At 41.8% G+C, this 19218-nt stretch carries 17 protein-coding genes, 2 tRNA genes and 1 riboswitch; of the genes, 13 read left to right on the top strand and 6 right to left on the bottom strand.

Translation table 11 applies throughout. The features are described from left to right. The first annotated feature begins 185 nt into the window (after window positions 1-185). Together HWQ47_RS14565 and HWQ47_RS14560 are read left to right on the top strand one after the other, a co-directional pair. Window positions 186-920 (top strand): class I SAM-dependent methyltransferase, encoded by a 735-nt coding sequence (locus tag HWQ47_RS14565; protein WP_269966809.1) that lies wholly within the window; start codon window positions 186-188, stop codon window positions 918-920. A 58-nt stretch (window positions 921-978) separates the two neighbouring features. Next, window positions 979-1863 carry a LysR substrate-binding domain-containing protein gene (locus HWQ47_RS14560; RefSeq protein ID WP_269966808.1) on the top strand — a complete coding sequence of 295 codons (885 nt, stop codon included), beginning with the start codon at window positions 979-981 and terminating at the stop codon, window positions 1861-1863. A 35-nt stretch (window positions 1864-1898) separates the two neighbouring features. On the opposite strand, the gene rnhA is transcribed toward HWQ47_RS14560, so the two are convergent. Further along, a complete protein-coding gene (gene rnhA, locus HWQ47_RS14555; RefSeq protein WP_269966807.1) occupies window positions 1899-2378 on the bottom strand; it encodes a ribonuclease HI in 480 nt (159 codons plus the stop codon). A gap of 67 nt (window positions 2379-2445) precedes the next feature. Between rnhA and dnaQ the strand changes: the two genes are divergently transcribed. The 5 genes from dnaQ to HWQ47_RS14530 all read left to right on the top strand — a co-directional run bounded on the left by dnaQ (window position 2446) and on the right by HWQ47_RS14530 (window position 7411). After that, window positions 2446-3174, top strand: a complete 729-nt coding sequence (dnaQ, locus tag HWQ47_RS14550) for a DNA polymerase III subunit epsilon (protein ID WP_269966806.1) — start codon at window positions 2446-2448, stop codon at window positions 3172-3174. 10 nt (window positions 3175-3184) lie between these two features. Beyond that, the gene (locus HWQ47_RS14545) at window positions 3185-4501 is read left to right on the top strand and encodes a TIGR03503 family protein (protein ID WP_269966805.1); all 1317 of its coding nucleotides are present in this window, start codon (window positions 3185-3187) and stop codon (window positions 4499-4501) included. Window positions 4502-4630: 129 nt separating this feature from the next. After that, window positions 4631-4707: transfer RNA gene (locus HWQ47_RS14540), tRNA-Asp, on the top strand. A gap of 181 nt (window positions 4708-4888) precedes the next feature. Next, window positions 4889-4965 (top strand) — tRNA-Asp (locus HWQ47_RS14535). 538 nt (window positions 4966-5503) lie between these two features. Then, complete coding sequence (locus tag HWQ47_RS14530) at window positions 5504-7411, top strand: cation:proton antiporter (protein ID WP_269966804.1); 1908 nt, start codon at window positions 5504-5506, stop codon at window positions 7409-7411. Window positions 7412-7497: 86 nt separating this feature from the next. Here the strand turns inward: HWQ47_RS14530 and fadE are convergent, their stop codons facing one another. Then, window positions 7498-9945 carry an acyl-CoA dehydrogenase FadE gene (gene fadE / locus HWQ47_RS14525; protein ID WP_269966803.1) on the bottom strand — a complete coding sequence of 816 codons (2448 nt, stop codon included), beginning with the start codon at window positions 9943-9945 and terminating at the stop codon, window positions 7498-7500. A gap of 240 nt (window positions 9946-10185) precedes the next feature. Here fadE and HWQ47_RS14520 point away from each other — a divergent pair, with 240 nt between their 5' ends. Together HWQ47_RS14520 and HWQ47_RS14515 are read left to right on the top strand one after the other, a co-directional pair. Further along, a complete protein-coding gene (locus HWQ47_RS14520) occupies window positions 10186-10965 on the top strand; it encodes a class II glutamine amidotransferase (RefSeq protein ID WP_269966802.1) in 780 nt (259 codons plus the stop codon). Between the two features lie 67 nt (window positions 10966-11032). Next, the gene (locus HWQ47_RS14515) at window positions 11033-11296 is read left to right on the top strand and encodes a glutathione S-transferase N-terminal domain-containing protein (protein WP_269966801.1); all 264 of its coding nucleotides are present in this window, start codon (window positions 11033-11035) and stop codon (window positions 11294-11296) included. 199 nt (window positions 11297-11495) lie between these two features. Here the strand turns inward: HWQ47_RS14515 and HWQ47_RS14510 are convergent, their stop codons facing one another. Together HWQ47_RS14510 and HWQ47_RS14505 are read right to left on the bottom strand one after the other, a co-directional pair. Continuing rightward, window positions 11496-12266 (bottom strand): DUF3108 domain-containing protein, encoded by a 771-nt coding sequence (locus tag HWQ47_RS14510; RefSeq protein WP_269966800.1) that lies wholly within the window; start codon window positions 12264-12266, stop codon window positions 11496-11498. Window positions 12267-12427: 161 nt separating this feature from the next. Beyond that, a complete protein-coding gene (locus HWQ47_RS14505; RefSeq protein WP_269966799.1) occupies window positions 12428-12781 on the bottom strand; it encodes an MGMT family protein in 354 nt (117 codons plus the stop codon). 210 nt (window positions 12782-12991) lie between these two features. Between HWQ47_RS14505 and HWQ47_RS14500 the strand changes: the two genes are divergently transcribed. Next, a complete protein-coding gene (locus HWQ47_RS14500; RefSeq protein ID WP_269966798.1) occupies window positions 12992-13681 on the top strand; it encodes a hypothetical protein in 690 nt (229 codons plus the stop codon). Between the two features lie 69 nt (window positions 13682-13750). Here HWQ47_RS14500 and HWQ47_RS14495 read toward each other — a convergent pair whose 3' ends face one another. Beyond that, window positions 13751-15481, bottom strand: coding sequence for an MFS transporter (locus tag HWQ47_RS14495; RefSeq protein WP_269971754.1), 1731 nt, complete (start codon window positions 15479-15481; stop codon window positions 13751-13753). A gap of 210 nt (window positions 15482-15691) precedes the next feature. Here HWQ47_RS14495 and def point away from each other — a divergent pair, with 210 nt between their 5' ends. Together def and HWQ47_RS14485 are read left to right on the top strand one after the other, a co-directional pair. Then, a complete protein-coding gene (gene def / locus HWQ47_RS14490) occupies window positions 15692-16183 on the top strand; it encodes a peptide deformylase (RefSeq protein WP_269966797.1) in 492 nt (163 codons plus the stop codon). 90 nt (window positions 16184-16273) lie between these two features. Beyond that, window positions 16274-16801, top strand: a complete 528-nt coding sequence (locus HWQ47_RS14485) for a tRNA-uridine aminocarboxypropyltransferase (RefSeq protein ID WP_326515425.1) — start codon at window positions 16274-16276, stop codon at window positions 16799-16801. A gap of 100 nt (window positions 16802-16901) precedes the next feature. Here HWQ47_RS14485 and trhA read toward each other — a convergent pair whose 3' ends face one another. After that, a complete protein-coding gene (gene trhA, locus HWQ47_RS14480; RefSeq protein ID WP_269966795.1) occupies window positions 16902-17582 on the bottom strand; it encodes a PAQR family membrane homeostasis protein TrhA in 681 nt (226 codons plus the stop codon). A gap of 274 nt (window positions 17583-17856) precedes the next feature. On the opposite strand from trhA, the gene HWQ47_RS14475 reads away from it, so the two are divergent. After that, complete coding sequence (locus HWQ47_RS14475; RefSeq protein WP_269966794.1) at window positions 17857-18852, top strand: hypothetical protein; 996 nt, start codon at window positions 17857-17859, stop codon at window positions 18850-18852. A gap of 174 nt (window positions 18853-19026) precedes the next feature. Further along, window positions 19027-19125, top strand: a riboswitch (TPP riboswitch). Window positions 19126-19218 lie beyond the last annotated feature (93 nt).

Genomic DNA, 19218 nt, shown 5'->3' with positions numbered 1-19218 from the left:
AAATCCCATTCCTAAAATGAATGTTGTGATAACGTATACTATCATTTTACTTTTCAACGCTATTACTTGTATAGCGCTTTGTGGTATTTAATAGACGTAATCGATTGATTGAGACCCGTAAACGGGTGTCTGGGTTGCTGGTTATGCTCATTTTATTTTAGTTATATATTTAGTTAGGGATTGCTGTGCCGGAAAATACTGTCCCCTTATCGCCGCAAAGTTGGTCTGAACTTCCTAATGGCGAACAGATTAAGGATTTAATAGAGCACACTTTGACACCTTGGTGGCCAAAAGTGTTTGGTTACCACATGCTTAACTTGGGGGCATTAAGTGCCAAGTTAAACATGCCTGAACTCCCAATAGGCCGTTGTTTTTCTCTTTATGATGGCGATAGTGCAGCAGTTAGAGCTAATTTTACCGCGTTGCCGATCCAAAATGGCGTCATCGATGCCGTGGTGATGAACATGTTGTTGGAGTTTGAGACCGACCCTTATAAAATGCTTCGTGAAACCGATAGAGTTTTAATCTCGGGAGGGTATCTTTTTATCATTGGATTTAATCCATTAAGTCCTGCTTTTATTGGTAAGTTACTGCCTAAATATCAGCAACAATTGCCTTGGTGTGGCCGCTTTTTTATGCCATCAAGAGTGAAAGATTGGCTAGGACTGTTAGGTTATCAAGTTATTTCTGATGAACGTTTTCTTTACCATCATCTACTCAGTGAATTAAGGGAGGAGAGTATCTGGCAAGATGCACTGCAAGCATGGTTGCCCAGTAGTGGCAGCATGTACTTGATTGTTGCTAGAAAATTAGAGTCTCCATTAACGCCTATTCAAGAGAAACGAAAAGTAAGGCCGACTCAATGGGCTACTGCACCAAGTGCAGGTAGAAATGAGCACTATAAAACTGATAATTCCTAAGTTATATACTACGAGTTATTTTGTCATTTATTTTCCAGACAGACTAGATTAGAAACAGATGCGAATCACACTGAAACAACTGACTATTTTTGAGGCTGTTGCTCGAAGTGGTCAGGTTGCCCGAGCGGCTGAAATGGTCAATTTATCTGCACCAGCAACTTCAATGGCATTAGCTGAACTTGAAAAACAGCTCGATGCACGCTTGTTTGAACGAGTAGGTAATCGGCTTAGATTAAATTCACAGGGCAGCTTACTCTTGCCCTTAGCTACGGAGGCATTACAGAAATTTGATCAGATAGAACACCTATTTTCATCTCCAGAGGCAGAGTTCAGCGGCACGTTAAATGTCAGTGCCAGCTCGACGATAGGTAACTTTATGTTAGCGAAAAGTGCTGTTGCATTTTGTCAACAACATACCTGTGCTCAGGTTGACTTGGATATCGATAATACCCAAGGAGTGATTAAATCCATTTTAGAGTTCAGAAGTGAGATTGGTTTCATTGAGGGACAATGTTTAGACAGCCGTATTAAAGTTGAGGCATGGCATAAAGATAGATTGCTTATTTTCTGTCACCCAGCACATCCTCTAGCAGGTAAACACGTATTGCCTAAAGCATTACAAGGACAGTCTTGGGTGATGCGAGAGGAGGGCTCAGGTACCCGAGAGTATTTTATTAATGCCGCGAACGCATTGGATATGCAGCCGGTTGAGAGATTTATTTTTAGAACTCCGGATGCCATAAAACAAGCGGTGAAACAGGGGGCGGGTTTAGCGGTGTTGTCTGAGTTGACTTTAGAAAAGGAGATCAGCCGTAAAGAGTTAGGGATCATCGAAGTTGAAGGCTTATTTTTAGAGAGACAGTTTTATCGTATTCATCATAAAAGTCGTAAATCCACACCACTTTGCGATCGATTTATTGGCTTTTGTAACAATAGCTTTTAGTGTTATATTTTCTTATTATAAAAATATAACTGAGATCATTGAGTATTAGGTTGATAACCGAGATCTTCTTGTGTTGGCTTAGCTTCAGCAGCAATTCTTGCTAAGGTGTCACAGCGCTCATTTTCGGTATGGCCAGCGTGTCCTTTGACCCAACGCCAATCTATTTCATGAGCTGCCGCGGCTTCGTCTAGGCGTTTCCACAGATCGACATTTTTAACTGGCTGTTTAGTTGAGGTCATCCAATTTTTCTTTTTCCAACCATGGATCCATTGCGTGATCCCTTGTCTCATGTACTGGCTATCGCTTGTTAGTGTGATTTTACAGGGTACTTTTAATGCTTCTAATGCGATAATAGGAGCGAGTAGTTCCATACGGTTGTTTGTTGTTAACATAAAACCGTCGGCAAGCTCCTTAGTGTGTGCTTTATATTTCATTACAACACCGTAGCCGCCTGGACCTGGATTACCTAAGCAGGAGCCATCAGTAAATATTGAGAGCTGTTTCAGTACCGTCATCAAGTTGTTACCATAGTCGAATCATTGGGCGAGTATACCCAAAAACTTATTAAGTGCTATTAATCTTATGAATATTGTATCAAGTGCAAAGCGTCAGATCATTCTCGATACTGAAACCACAGGTATGAACCAAGGTGTTGGTGCCATCTATCTTGGTCACCGTATTATTGAAATTGGTTGTGTTGAGGTCATTAACCGACGATTAACGGGACGTCATTACCATGAATATATTAATCCTCAGCAGCTCATCGATGAAGAAGCGATAGCGGTACACGGTATTACCAACGAATTTGTTGCTCACAAACCTAAATTTGCTGAAATATCCCAAAGCTTTATCGAGTTTATTGATGGCGCTGAAGTTGTGGCCCATAACGCTAGTTTCGATGTTAGCTTTATGGATCATGAGTTTTCACTGCTGCAACCACGTGGGCCAAAAACTGCTGATATCTGTCATATCTTAGATACATTGGCGATTGCTAAGTTTCTGCACCCGGGTCAGAAGAATAATCTGGATGCATTATGTAAACGTTATGGCATAGATAACTCCCGTCGTGATCTCCACGGCGCTTTACTCGATGCGGAGATTTTAGCTGACGTTTACCTGATGATGACGGGTGGACAAACCAAATTTAATCTCTCAGGTGAGAAAGAGGGACGTGAAGGAGATGGGATCACGCGTTTAAGTATAAATCGCAGTAAACTTAAAGTGATCAGTGCAACGGCCGATGAACTTACTATGCATGAAGACAGATTAGATTTAGTTGCAAAATCAGGACAATGTATTTGGCGAGGATAGACGTCACTCTATGACACTTTTTAAAGTTAAAGGTTTTTTATACGGCTTTATCGCTTTGATTGCCATATCTTATAGCGGGCAGATTTTGGCCAATATAGTGCCTTCACAACAAGCCAGTGAATTAAAGAATCGTTTTCGTATCGATCACATGGTCGACAGTATGACGTTAATCATACAGCGGCAATTTGGCAGTGGGCCGGTTGTGATTGTATTGCCGGATGGGAGTAAATGGTTTGCAGAACGTCACCCCGAAAGTGTGCAATGGGTCGATGGATTAAGCGGTGATATTATTACCATTAAAAATCCATTACCTGGTCCATGGCAATTGGTTGGTCGAGTGGTTGAAGGATCGACTATTAAGAAAGTCTCCAAATTAGGGATCTGGGTAGAGGAGTTTCCTCAACCTCTCTATCAAGGGGAGCGCCTAAAAGTAACCTCTCACCTATTAGCGGATGAACAGAGATTAAGGATGCCGGGGCTTGATTATCTGGTAGACTGGACAGTAAAATTTATTAGTAGACATCAAGCTGGGGAAGAAAACTTTGCTGCTGGTACTCGAGTGGTTGGTTCATATAAGGATAATGGTGAAGAGTTAGACGAGCGCCCTGATGATGGAGTATTTACAGGCGATATTAGCCTTGATCAGCCTTGGGGTAGTTATAGCTTAGTTGTAAAGGCTCAAAATAACGTTTTTAGCCGTGAGGCTGTCTATCAGTTTGATCTGTCTCCTGCTCCCATCAATATTGTTGTTATTGAACCCGCAGATCCCACAAATGAACGTTGGAAATTGTTGATTGAAGCTCAGTTGGATCATGTTCTACTCAATGAAACCCATTTAGCGCTCGAATTAGTGGGTCCGGCTGGTTTTCAGCTGCCGTTAATCATCAATGGTCTTCTGAAGGCTGAAACGGAGCTAATTCTGCCTGAAGTCACAGATTATGGCAGTTATCGTATAAAAGGTGTGGCGATGACGACCTTAGTTTCAGGTAGAGAGGCGGTACTGACTCTACCTGAACGATTCTTTAACCTCATTGAACCGCCTAAGCCCCCTCCGACAGCTAAAGAGCTTGCTGCAGTTGCTGCGAAGAAAGCGGCAATTGAGGAGGAGAAAGCAAAGGATCAGGCTATTTTCTGGATAATAACCGTCAATGTTTGTCTGTTGCTCTTTGGCACGCTGGCCTTGTTAATCTGGCGCAAGCGTCGAAATTTGAAAGAAGCGTTAGCGGCAGCTCAATTGCGTTTAGATAAGGAGAAAGCACAACAACAAGATGTTGGTGATGCATTAGATGAGATCGATCTGACCATGCCGGAAGATCCTCCTAATTAATTTGATGTAATAGTGAGTGAAAGCAGTAATTTTGCCCAAGTTGCTGCTTTTTTAACTCAACAGTAATAAGTGGTGAAATTTCTGTTGACGAGAGCAGCTCTCATCCGTATTATCACCGCAACTTGATGTGGAGCGGTAGTTCAGTTGGTTAGAATACCGGCCTGTCACGCCGGGGGTCGCGGGTTCGAGTCCCGTCCGCTCCGCCAATCAAGTGTCTAAATTTAGTTTCAATGTTAGTGACATAACAGTGAAACAGCTTGCAAAGTAGTAAGTTTAGGAGCAGTAGTTCAGTTGGTTAGGGCTATTTGCAAAGAAGGGCGGTCTGTCACGCCCTTGGTCGCGGGTTTGAGTCCCGTTTGGTCGTATCAATATAGACAGAACAGTTTAGGAGCGGTAGTTCAGTTGGTTAGAATACCGGCCTGTCACGCCGGGGGTCGCGGGTTCGAGTCCCGTCCGCTCCGCCAAACAACGAAGCCCTTGTCGAAAGACAAGGGCTTTTTTGTATGTGAAAATAAAATATGCTCGTTCAGTGATAAGAGCGATAGTTCAGTTGGTTAGCCTCTTTTGAATAGAAAGCGGCCTGTCTCACGTGCCGAAGGCATATTCGAGTCCGCTCCGCTTTGCCAAACAACGAAACCCTTGTCGAAAGACGAGGGCTTTTTTGTATGTGACATTTATCTGTCATCTTCCGTCCTGTGCTTGTTAAAATCTGAGTCGCTTTTCCATTTTGGCCAACCCATATTGTTTACAAATGTACTGGCAATATCAGCTATTAATGTAATATCTTGCTCCATTAATATATCAAGTCACTTGGAAATACGAGTTTACATAAACTGGGTTAATAGACAGAAAGCAACGAGTCTCTATTAGAATTATATTGTTAATATAAGGCATTGCTAGTACTAACATTAAGGTGTGTTAGCTTGTTACCTACGTAATATTCATCGCTGACATATACTCAATACTGCGGTTATAAACTGAAACACGATTAAGGAACGTTTTATGGTTGAGCAGATCACTGCCATGTTGGGTTTGTTGGGCGTCTTATCTTTGCTTTGTCAATGGCTAGGCTGGAAGATGCGACTTCCGGCTATTCTGCCACTTTTGCTTTGTGGTTTGATTATAGGGCCCGGTTTAGGTTTTCTTAAGCCTGACGAAATCTTTGGCGATCTTCTTTTTCCTATTATCTCCTTAGGCGTAGCTGTGATTCTTTTTGAAGGTGCATTGACACTTAATTTTAAAGAGATAAAAGATCATGGGCGTATGGTGACGAACTTAGTCTCTATAGGAACTTTAATCACTTGGGCTTGTATTGGTATTGCTACCCACTTCTTACTCGATTTTAGCTGGGAGATGGCGATGCTTTTTGGTGCGTTAGTCGTCGTCACCGGACCAACGGTTATAGTCCCTATGTTGCGTAGCATAAGGCCAAAATCAGAATTGGCAAGTATTCTGCGTTGGGAAGGTATTGTCATCGATCCTATCGGTGCACTATTGGCGGTGCTTGTATTCGAATATATTGCCGTTGCAGCGGATCCTACTACACATGTACTGCATGCTTTGGCTTATATGTTAGGTGTCGGGCTGGGTTTCGGTGCTGTAACAGGATTTTTTGTCGGCTACATACTAAGAAACAATTTATTGCCTCATTACCTAAGAAATACAGCGGTATTGACCATTATGTTGGGCGTCTTTGTCGCATCAAATATAGTGCAGGAGGAGTCAGGATTAATGACTGTTACTGTGATGGGGATATTTCTAGCCAATATGCGTGACGTGGACATCGCTGACATTATCGAATTTAAAGAAACCCTCACAGTGCTATTAATTTCGGCGTTGTTTATCTTACTCGCTGCAAGGCTTGATTCCGATGCGTTACTTAGCTTAGGTTGGGAAGGTTTGGCTGTGTTAGCCGTAGTGATGTTTATTGCTAGACCTTTAAGTGTATGGTGTTGCGGCATCGGGACTTCTCTGAGTCGACCTGATAAATGGTTTTTAAGTTGGATGGCACCACGGGGCATCGTTGCAGCAGCTATCTCTTCACTGTTTGCCATCAAGCTTGAAAGTTTGGGGGTGGCAGGGGCTGGATTAATTGTCCCTTTGGTATTTCTCATTATTATCGGGACTGTCGTTATTCAGAGTTTAACTTCTGGGCCATGGGCACGATTTTTAGGTGTTAATGCAGGAAAATCTCAAGGGTTATTGATCTTCGGTGCAGCGAGTTTCCCCCGAGCCTTGGCAAAAGTTCTTAAATCAAAAAATATTACGGTCACTCTGGCTGACAATAACTGGGATAATATCAGGTTGGCTAGAATGGATAATATTCCTGTTTATTTCGGTAATCCGGCGTCGGAGCACGCAGCCAATTTCATGGATATGAAAGGAATAGGTCGACTGTTAGTGATCTCACCCTATCGTCAGCTTAATCCATTAGTGAGTTTTCATTTTCAGGATCTCTTTGGTAGTAAAAAAGTCTTTGGTTTGATGCATAATGAAGAGGCGAGTGCCAGACATCGGCTATCAGAATCCTACCAAAAGAGTCTGTGCTTGTTTGGTGAGTCTGTTACTTATGCCAAATTAGCCAGTTTAATGGCGAAGGGGGCTCTGATAAAGAGCACTAACATCACTGACAATTTCACCTTTAAGAATTTTAAAGACAGGTACGGTGAAACTGCGATGCCTCTTATTTATGTGGAAGAAGGCAACGTTAACATCTTTACCGCTTCTGATACTGAACTTAAAAATGGTATCGAGTTAATCAGTTTACTGCCTCTAGAGGCGCAGAACTTCGCGAAAGCCCAAGATGAGCAGTCTGGAAATGGTCGTCTTGTTGAAGCAGAAAAAGCAACGTTAGCGAAAAAAGCTAATGGTGAGGTGATTGCTGCAGAGAATATCATTGACGGTAAATAAATGTTGGTAAGGCTATAACCAAGTATCATTAAAAAGTGAATAAAAAAGGAGGCTTAAAGCCTCCTTTTGCTCAAACCTACTAGCAATTAAGCTGCTTGTTCATGTTTAGTTTTAGCGATAGTCATGGCTTTAAGCTCATCAGGATCAAAATCGTCAACGTTGATTGACTTCATTCGACCAATTTCAGCGCGTTCAAGCAATGCTATCTCATCTTCACTTAATATCCCAAGTGCTTTACCTTCTGCGGCGATTTTATCAAGCCACATAAACGGCAAGCGTTTGCCTGCAGCTTTACACACTTTATCGTGTAGTGGCTCACAAGCAATAATGTCTATAAACGTTTGCTCTTGAATACCGACAGGGTTGTTTTCACATGCCGTTAAGAACTGACCTTTACCTAAGCGCTCTCGACTTGCACATGGCGTTTGCATTATCTTAGCCACTTTATGATCAAGTATGTCACTAGGACGCTTAAGTGGACGACCAAACGGGAACAAAATAACGCGAAGTACAGGACCAAGTCCCATAGGGAAGTTATCTAACAGATCGTCAAGTGAATCTTGGAGCTTATAAAGTGAGTCTTCAACGGCCCACTGTACTAAGGCGAGATCTTCAGTTTGACGACCTTCATCCTGATAACGCTTTAAGGTTGCAGAAGCAAGATAGAGTTGACTTAAGAGGTCACCTAATCGAGCTGATATACGCTCTTTACGTTTTAACTCACCACCTAGTGTCGCCATCGCCAGATCGGACAGTAAGGCTAAGTTAGCACTGAAACGGTTCATATGCTGATAATAACGTTTAGTTTTGTCTGAATAGGGTGCATTAGAGAAACGACTTGAGGTCAAGCCTAACCAGAAACTACGCACAAGGTTACTGGCAGTAAATCCAATATGGCCGAATATGGCAGCATCAAAATCACTTAAGCCTTTCTCCGCATCGGTATCAAACGCTGATTCCATCTCCGTGAGCACATATGGATGACAACGAATTGCCCCTTGACCATAGATGATCATTGAGCGGGTCAGAATGTTTGCCCCTTCAACCGTGATTGCAATAGGCGCAGCCTGATAACCTCGACCCAAGTAGTTGTTTGGCCCAAGACAAACGCCTTTACCGCCGTGGATATCCATTGCATCGATAACACATTTTTGCATTCTATCGGTGAGATGGAATTTAACGATTGCTGAGATAACTGAAGGTTTTTCACCTAAATCGATACCAGTAGTTGTTAAGCTAGTGACGGCTTCCATTAGGTATGCATTACCGCCTATACGTGCCATCGGCTCTTCAATACCCTCGAGTTTGCCGATAGGTAACTTAAATTGACGGCGAATACGTGCATACGCACCGGTTGCTATAGCAGCAGTTTTAATGCCACCTGCAGAATTTGATGGTAAAGTAATACCACGCCCCACTGATAAGCACTCAACCAGCATACGCCAGCCTTGGCCTGCCATCTCTGGTCCACCTATGATAAAACTTAATGGTACAAAGACTTCTTCGCCGCGGGTGGGCCCATTTTGGAACATACAGTTAAGTGGAAAATGTCGGCGTCCGGTTTCAACACCTTCAATGTCGGTTGGAATAAGGGCACAGGTGATGCCTAAATCCTCTTTATCACCTAATAAACTGTCTGGGTCTTGAAGTTTGAATGCAAGGCCCAATACTGTTGCAACAGGTGCGAGTGTAATGTAACGCTTATTCCAGGTGAGTTTCATTCCTAGTATTTCTTCACCTTCCCACTGACCTTTACAGATGATACCGAAATCAGGAATAGCACCTGCGTCACTGCCAGCTTCTGGGCTGGTGAGTGCAAAACAGGGGACTTCTAACCCTTTTGCTAATCTCGGAAGGTAATGGTCTTGCTGGGCTGGAGTACCGTAGTGTTGGAGTAATTCGCCAGGACCTAAAGAGTTAGGCACACCTACGGTCGATGCTAACTCACTGCTTAATCCCGCTAACTTTTGTAACACACGAGATTGTGCATAAGCTGAATATTCGAGGCCACCATACTTTTTCTTAATGATCATGGCAAAGAAGCCATGATCTTTTAGATATTGCCAAATTTCTTCAGGAAGATCACCAAGTTGATGAGAGACCTGATGCTGATTTAGCATCTTGCACACCTCTTCTACTGGGCCATCGATAAATGCTTGTTCATCAGCGGTCAAACGTGCTGTTGGGTAGTTGTGCAACTTTTTCCAGTCAGGCTTTCCGGCAAAAAGATCGGCATCCCACCAAGTCGTACCCGCTTCAATGGCTTCTCTCTCGGTCGAAGACATCTCAGGCATGATGCCGCGATACATCTTAAGCATGGGCTTAGTCAGGTAAGTCTTACGAAATGAGTTGATATTTAACGGTAATGCGATAACGAAAAAGATAATCCAAGTTAAGGGACTAACAGCTTCAGTTGCTGTGCCGATCGTAAGGACGATAGCGGCGATAAAACTAGATGTAAGCAAAGACACTCTGAGATAGGTTAATGCACCTAACAGAAAAAGCATTGCAAGAGTCCAAAGTAGGGTAGTCACTGTTATTCTCCTTAATAGGGCGATCTATTGATGACGTATCGCCAATTATTTACATAGATCAATATCACAATTATAGGTTGTGGTCTGACCTGTGTCGCGTAAAATTTAAACTGAAGTGTTATTTAATACAAGCATTATTTAAAACAAACGTTTAAATATTTAGTTTTTGTGTACGATTCCACTTTTAGCTTCAACTAGTTAGAATAGAAAATAAGAAGTAAAAATAAAAAGGCAAATTTGATGTGTGAATTACTGGCGATGAGCGCGAACGTGCCGACAGATATAGTATTTAGCTTTACCGGCTTAGCGCAAAGAGGTGGTGTCACTGGGCCGCATGTCGACGGATGGGGCATCACTTTTTATGAAGGTAAGGGGAGTCGTACCTTTAAAGATGCCTGCCCAAGCAGTGAGTCCCATATCGCTAAGATGATCCAATCATATCCGATTAAGAGCGAAGTGGTGATCAGTCATATCAGGCAAGCTAACCGAGGTTGTGTCTCACTTGAAAATACCCACCCCTTTACTCGTGAGCTCTGGGGGCGTTACTGGACCTATGCCCATAACGGTCAGTTGTCAGATTATGAAGATAAATTTATTGTCTCTCGCTTTCACCCCGTAGGTGTTACAGACAGCGAGCTGGCTTTTTGTTGGATATTAGAAAAAGTGGTGCAGAAGTATGGCGAGCAAGAGCCCGAAGATGCTAGACCTGTATTTCAATACATAGCCAGTTTGGCTGATGAGATCCGCGGTTTGGGCGTGTTCAATATGATCTTAAGTGATGGTGAACATTTGATGAGTTATTGCAGCAATAATCTGTGTTATATCACCCGTAAAGCGCCATTTGGGCAAGCAACACTTATCGACACTGATGTGGTTATTGATTTCGATAAAGAGACAACACCCAATGATATCGTGACAGTGATAGCGACTCGCCCGTTAACCAATAACGAAGAGTGGCATATATTAGGCGCAGGTGATTGGGAACTGTTTCGCAAAGGAGTGAGAATACCTCCTCTATGAATGAGTTTGATTACTTGGTGTTTAACTCTTTACTAAATTTGCATTCATTATGTTTTAAGGAAATAAAATGTCAGTTAAAAAACTGAGTGATCTACAGCTTTATTACTTCAATACCTGTCCGTACTGCATCAAGGTGCTACTAGCTATAAAGATGATGGGACTAGAGTTCGAGCACAAAAATATACATTCTAGCGAAATTTATAAATCTGAATTGATAGAGGGAGGCGGTAAAAAACAGGTTCCTTGTCTTCGCATTGAAGAAAACGACACTGTGCGTTGGCTATATGAGTCGAGTGACATTATAGATTACTTGCAGCAACGTAAAGGCTAGTCCTTATAAGTCGAACAGCTTTTGAGCTTCATCAGGCTCGTGTGCAAAATTCGGCATGGGGAACATTCACTAAAAATGTTGAGCAGCATTATCAACGAAGTGAACAGTCCTAGCATACGGTTAGTTATCGCCATTATTATGCCTAAATGGTTGTCTCCATTTGGGCATTTTCTCATTTCGTCTAAGCCGTCTGATAAATTTAAGGCTGTGTAAGGGCTTCAGAATCTACTGGTAGGCTTTTTACTGTCTGTTGTTGTGGCTCAGAGAACTGATAGTTTAGTAATTTAATATCAAGCTGTTTACTGCCTTTCTCAAAATGCGTTAGACGCACTGGTAAATAGCCGAGATCTGGTGCCATCCAAAAAAATGTTTGCCGCTTTTTACTGTCTCTTACCACTTCAATCTTAATCGTTTCATAACTGCCACTGTCTATATTCATCCGCTCTTTACCTACGATGCGAAAGTCATATTCATCTATTTCTCCCTCTTTCACCATGGCATAGTGAAGATCTTCCTTACCTTTGGCCAAGTCGATACGGAACTGGAGTTGCACCATCAATGGGTCATATAAAATATCGGTATAGGGTAACTTAGCGCGCTCATCTTTATAACGGCTATGGACAACAGATTGCTCCTTAGCAAAGGCAGCTTGTTCCTGAAAGCTAGGGCCTGTGCCTTTACGATTATGGGTATAACGCATAGGTGTTAATTGTTCGCCATCTGAGATGAAATCACTGCGAACATTTCTTCTATCTGATAGTACTAACAGGCTCACGTCGCTATCGAAACGGTATTGGTAAACATTACCTTCGGCTGCGGGGAGTTGGTACCTAGCTTTTCCTAGTTCAATACTGCCGTAATTGACTTGATATTCAGCTGTTTGGGGAGTTAGTGGGTTAGGCGCGGCCGAAAGGGCAAAACTAGTGCTTAAAAGCTGTGTTGCTATAATCAGGTGTTTACCTTTTGACAAAGAGGTCTCCTCAAATACAGTTGTCTAAATTTCAGCTCTAATCTTGTAACGCTCATGGTTAATTGCTTAGCTATTTAATTGATTAACTATGTTGCAGCTAAGCCTAAATATAATTTATCTTGCCTTTCTTGCTGCTTGATAGCAAGCACTGCATCATTCCGTTAAAAAGGGATCTCGAACATGAGAGTGGCAAGATCTGGTTTCCATTCATATTCAGACAATGAAATTCTGCCTCGGTTCACTTGTACTCCATCAAGTCTTAATAGTTCCATCTGATGTTGATAAGCTTGTGACTGACTTTCAAACGAAATTTTTCCTTGGCTATTGACTACTCTATGCCAAGGCAAGTCCATCTCTTTAGGTGCTCGTTTGAGTGCCGTTGAAACGTATCTTGCTCTACCCGGAAGACCCGCTAAATCGGCAATTTTTCCATAGGAACTCACATTACCTTTAGGGATGAGGTTAACGACAAACCAAATTCTTTCTATTGGGCTAACAGCCTTTTGCTCTGGCATTCCATTCTCATCAAATCATTAGAGACATTTATCATAGCGAGATATCCAGAAGCTGACTAGAGATATGCTACAGCACTCGATTGCAGTGGATACATTCAGAGATGTTTATAGCTTCATGATTTAAAATGGTTAATGCATTGTAATATAGGGTGAAATCTGTTGATGCCGAATTCTATTAAAGTAATACTACAATTTTTCACGGTGTTACAAATGCCATATCCAACTCGATTTACTCTTCCTCTAGTACTGATTATCTTCTCTGGCGTCTCAACTTCAGCTCAAGCTCAGCTAAACCGTCACATAGCAGATCCGCTTAACTTGACGACTTCTATAGGGATAGGATTTGATGCCGATGTATTTAAAGTCGGTGGGCGATTAGGAGGAGAGACACAGAAAATTGAGTTAAATACCAATCTAGGGGGAGATAAATGGACCTTATCTTATCTCTATGTTCCTGTGGGGACCGGTAACAACTTCAACATTAGCGCCAAAATTAATCATGGTAAAACAGACACTGAGATCGGTCGGCTTAGTCACTACCAATACCAAGTTGGTGTGATCAGTGAGTTTATAGGCTGGCATGAGACTTTAGTTTTTACAGAAATTGCGGCCAATTACCTTAGTATCGACGAGTACTCCAGCAGTAACAGTTTTGCAGCCAACGCGAGCGTCTCTATATTGAAACCTTGGACTGACCGATGGTATAACCAACTGTCTACTGAAGTCAGTGCAGCTATTGATGGCCGAGAGAGATTTGAGGGGACTGCGTGGCTATCACTTGGCTATCGTCTCAGTGAACAGTGGTCATGGGAAGTCCGCTACCGCTATGAAGTAAGCCGTATCGATGAGTTAGAGCTAGAGGAAACAAAATGGGTGTTTGCTATTCAGTCTCAGTTTTAATGGATATTTAAGAGGGTGGCACACGCCGAGGTTTCCGGCGTGTGCTTTGGATGTAAATGCTGTATTTACCTATGCACCTTCGACACTTGCTTTAATTACTTGAGTTTCGGTGACGGGGACTAGTTTATTAGCGCTGAATTTATTGAACAAAATAAGCCCTATTGCGGTTAGAAGACCAAACCCTCCGATGATGAACCACATGAGTTCGGGACGCTCTGCTTTTTTCGCAACTTCGGAATAAAGATAGCCTGACAGTGGTCCAGCAAGTAGAAAACCAATTGCTGATGAGACGAAATAGTAACCCATAAACATGGCTTTCTTATCGTGTGGGGCAAAGCTGGCGACATATTCCTGACTCTTGGGTGAAGCGACCATCTCACCGAGAGAGAAGACCAGTATGGAAGTTAGCACCATGGCTCCCCCCATTATCATCCCGTGCGCTATTCCACCTAACGCAGTCCCTAGAGCAAGAATAATGGTTCCGCCCACCAGTACAGGCAAAGCCTGAAAACGCTCAATAAAACGACTTACGATGATCTGAAGCAGCACGATAGAGAGGAAGTTGAGCCCTATTAAGTACTCTGGGTTTATTTGTCTATGTTGTTCCGCCCATGTTTGCGCATAATCACTGGCTCTTGCCGGATCGGATGCGATAGCTGTCAATCCTTGGCTAAGTTCATTAACTGGGACCATTACTTTTAAGTGTACTAATTCGAAATACGCGTGCTTGATATCTATCTCTTGACCAGATACAGCCTGAGCAAGCCTTAACAGCTCGGTTTGCAGAGAACTTAAATCAACATGTGCAAAGAAGGCTAATAAACTAGGATAGTGAGCCAGCATTGCCACGAGATCTGAAGTATCGACAAAATCACGAATATAGATAGGTAAGGTGATAAATATCTGCTGATACACCATCCAAAAGCCAGATAATATTAAGAGGTAGGTGACAAAAGCTTTATTGCCGACGGCTATCTTTTGTCTGTACCAAGGTGCATCTTTTTGTGTATTGGCGCTCAGGTTCCATAAATAGTGCCCGCTAAACCAAGCAAGATAAACGAGAAGAGTTTCGGAGCCCGTTAGCCATTTTGCTCCATATGACATTAAGATAATTAAGGTACCAAAGAATAAAATTGCAAAACGAAGGTTCCCCAATACTTCCTGAATATCGGCGAATACCGCTTTTAATGGCTTGCCTTTTTGTTTGGCTTGATCAGTGGGTTCCTTGTAAAAAAGTAGTGCAGGGATGAAGTTCACTGCAATCCAGAACGAGGACATAATAAAAACCCAATCCCAACTAATTGCACGAACGTAGCCTGCGATAAAAGGACCAAGGAAGCCGCCAACATTGACCATCATATAGAAAATCCCGAAACCCAGACCGCGATTTGTTTCATCAGTGGTTCTAGCAACCGTTCCTGTCACCACTGGTTTAAAGCAAGCTGCGCCTAGCGCAACCCCCATAAAGGCAATAAAGAAACCTGCGAATGATTCTACCTGTCCGAGAATAAAGTAACTTGGGCTCATGATGGCATAGGCGATAAGAAACATCTTCCGATAACCATATCGATCCGCAAGCGCGCCTGTTAAGACAGGAAAAAGGTAGAGAAAGAAGGGGATCATGCCTTGTAATAGGCCACGCTCCTGATCGCTAAACCCTAAACCACCTTGCAGTGTTGGTGAGGTCATATAGAGTGATGACAAAGTAAAAAAACCATACCAAGCCAAGCGCTCGAAAATCTCCATTGTATTGGCCACAAAAAACGTTTTGGGCAATGGAGTTCGTGCAATTTTAGTCATCATTGTTCGTCCGGTATATTTTATACGATTACATTATGCTAGCGATTACAAAAAGGGAATACAAGGTAATAAACTTGTTATTTCACTGTTGCCAGCTGTGTGCGAGGATCAAATCGGGAATATCGATTAACTTTATCTATTGTTCAACGTTGCCTTTAAAGTTAATTAAGTCATAATAACGCCAAATTTTTTTGTTTGAATGTGATTTTAATGGCCGTACTGGATATTCTCACCATACCCGATGAACGATTAAAAAGAAAAGCTAAGCCAGTTGCTGATATCAATGTGGTACAGGGTTTTATAGATGATCTGTTAGAAACCATGTATGACACCGAGGATGGTATTGGACTCGCAGCAACCCAAGTCGGTAGTGAGCATGCGATATTAGTTATCGACTTATCACCTGATAGAGATCAACCGCAGGTTTTGATTAATCCTGAAATCATTGCAGCGGAAGGTGAATTCGTTGGGGAAGAGGGCTGTTTATCCATTCCTGGCTATCGAGCTAAAGTTGCTAGAAATGAGAAAGTTAAAGTGACAGCTCTTGATAGAGAGGGAAATCACGTTGAAATTGAAACGGATACCTTCTTAGCCATTGTGCTTCAACATGAGATGGATCATCTTAATGGTGTGGTGTTTACCGATCATCTTTCTAAGTTAAAACAACAGATCGCACTTCGAAAAGTGATCAAGTACGCTTAATTTTATAGCTTGCGATTGTGTTCGTCACCTTAAGCTCATTATTCTTTTATTGATAATGAGCTTTTTTGTGACTGGGCCTTATGAACCTTAATGACCAGTATAGAGAGAGAGATGAAGGTTATATTATTAACTCATGAGCGAGAGGTTGACCGTCCAACAAATACAGGCATTTTGGCACTTAATTTGTATCCCCAATGGTGTTCTCGTGTTATCTGGTCAAGAGTTGACTCAAATAAGGAAGTATTGACCTTGCTGGCAAGTACTCAAGCAGCTGTTCTGTTTCCTAAAGCCGAAACCGCATTGGAGAGTGGTGAGGAGGTAAATTTGAACCTTGAACTTGATAGTAAAACTCAGTATCTGGACAGTCCGCCGCAAACCATCATCATATTAGATGCGACCTGGCAAGAAGCGAGAAAAATGTTAAGGCAGAGCCCGTACTTAAAAGTTGCGAAGAAATTTGCTCTTTCGCAGCAAACATCATCTCAGTTCAACCTAAGACGCAATCAGATCCAAGGAGGATTATGCACTGTAGAGTGCATAATAGAAATGTGTCATTTAGTCGGTATGAACACAGAGGCTATTGAACTTGAACAAATTTTTAGCGAGTTTAACCAATAAAAATAAGCGGGTAGTTGCCGTTTAGTTTTTTAAGATATGTGCGTCATTTTGTACATCGATAATAGTACGGATGTACATGCATAACCCTCAGTCAGGGTGTTTAAAGTAAGGTCAGATAAACACAGAGAAAATGGCTTACTGCTCCAGCAAGTACAAACAGATGCCAAATTGCATGGTTATAGGGAATACGTTTACCCACATAGAAAATCACGCCTAAACTATAAAATAATCCTCCAGCGATCAGAAGTTGAAAACCTAGCGGTGTCATATTGACTATCATGTCACCCATTACCGTGACACACAGCCATCCCATGGCAAGATACAGAATGACGCTTAATTTTTTAAATCGGCTAATAAACAAAGTCTCAAATAACACGCCACCCAAGGCTAATGCCCATATGGCTATCAAAATTATATTTGCCTGTTCGCCTTTAAGCGCTAACAACATTAATGGAGTATAAGTACCAGCTATCAGAAAATAGATGGCGCAGTGATCGGCAATTTTTAGTCTGTGTTTCCACTTAGGGTTTGAGACGCTGTGATAGGCTGTAGAGCAGGAGAAAAGTAAAATAATACTGGTACAATAAACAACCACGCCAGCCATTTCAATACTCGTAAGAGTGTCTTGCCCCTTGATTATGGAGAAAATAAGGGCCACAACCCCTGCAATAATTCCCAAGGCGTGACTGATGCTGTTTGCAGCTTCTTCAGTTGCGGTATAACCACTTGAATTGATGACTGGTTTAGGTGCTGTTTGCTGGCACATTTCCTGAGACGACATAGGATAAATAAACTTTTGGTTAGACCTTTTCGGTGAGTCTAACAGTATTCAGTTTTTAAAACTACCACTGAGCGTACACGTGTACGCTCAGTGGTAGTGCTTTTACTTAGACAATCTAGCATTAATGTACATTGGAATGATCAATACTAATTGTTCTATGCAATCTGATTTTTAAAATGAACTTAGTATCGGCTGTAACATCTTAGTATTAATCTTCATCTGTTTGTCATCTCGCTATTGGTATTAATGAAACGGTTTAAATGGAATTGATACAGTGATGTTCACAAGTGATAAAGCTAAAGAATTTACCGTCAACTTAGATGAGTTGCCCGATGAGGCAGTTAAGTTTAAGGTGAGTAAAGGGAGTGTGCCTACTTTAGCGAGTTTTTCAGCTGAGTGTGATTCATTAATCGGGCTATCTGAGTTCGGTGTTATTGATGTAAACTTAGTGAAAAGCAACTCAACTCTGGCTCAAAATAACCTTGATGGATTTAAAGACCTAGCTCATTCATCTGGCTGTAATGGGCTTAATCGCTATCGGACAAATCTCATCTTTTTGTTTATTGTTACCCTTGGCCATCTGTTACTTATTCTGCTCCTTCAGCAAGCATGGCAACCACAAATTTTACACTTCCCAAAACAGCAATGGCCCAAATTGAAGGCCTATATTTATTACGAACCTAATATTGAAGTGGTACAAGGTAGGGTTGTTGTTGAGCAAATAACAAATGTTGTTCAACAGTCTGCCCCATTAGAGCCTAAATCTGTCGATGAGCCGTTAAACCTTGATGCTGTTAAAGAAGTTGAAGTTCCATTAGCCGAAGATAAAGAACAGCCCGAAGGCATCGAAGATCAAGAGCCTAATAAAGGGGCTTTACATCAGATAAGCAAACCAAGTCTCAATTTAAGCCAATCTACTCAAGGTTACTTTCAAAGGCAACGAGCCCAAGCGCTAGATGATCTGATGATTGAGGAGTCGATACGTTATACCCGCAAGCGCTCATTGAGTGAGATGGATGGTGAGATGATTATTTTAGAACTTCCTGAGCATGATATTTGGGCTGAGACTCGAACGTTTGATAGTGAGTTGGATCCTAATCGTATTGTTAAGCAAGGTTCGACCTGTTATCGGGTAGTAAAAACCCCAAACCCCATTAATCCTCATGCAGAAAATTTAGGCTATCCATTTCGATGTGATGGTAAGTCATTGGTATCGGATCTGCAGAAAGCCATTGCGGCAAGAGCTGAAAAAATGGGCATAAGACGTTAGCTTTAAGGTGATAAATATTCATCTGTAATTTAATTTGTTTGATCAATAATTGGATTTATTAATAAATTATTATTTTTATCAACTATTTAATATTATCTATATTTTTCATGCTAACTGATGTTTAATCTCAGTGGAATCACTTGTTTATTTTGTTGTTTTACGTTTATACTCGTTTCCATCTTGTCGGAGTGCCTAAGGGCTGAGACCGTTTATTCGGGATCCGTTGAACCTGATCTGGTTAATACCAGCGAAGGAAACAAGCATGATAATTACAATAAATTCGTGGGTTTTGTGGTAGTGATTTTACGTTTTCATTTTCGCTGTTGAGTTAATTGTTTTTATTTGCTGCATCATATTTTGTTGATG

The organism is Shewanella sp. MTB7, assembly GCF_027571385.1.
In the GTDB taxonomy this organism is placed as follows: domain Bacteria; phylum Pseudomonadota; class Gammaproteobacteria; order Enterobacterales; family Shewanellaceae; genus Shewanella.
Note: the sequence above shows the minus strand (reverse complement) of the source record. Positions and strands in the feature narration are given on the sequence as shown.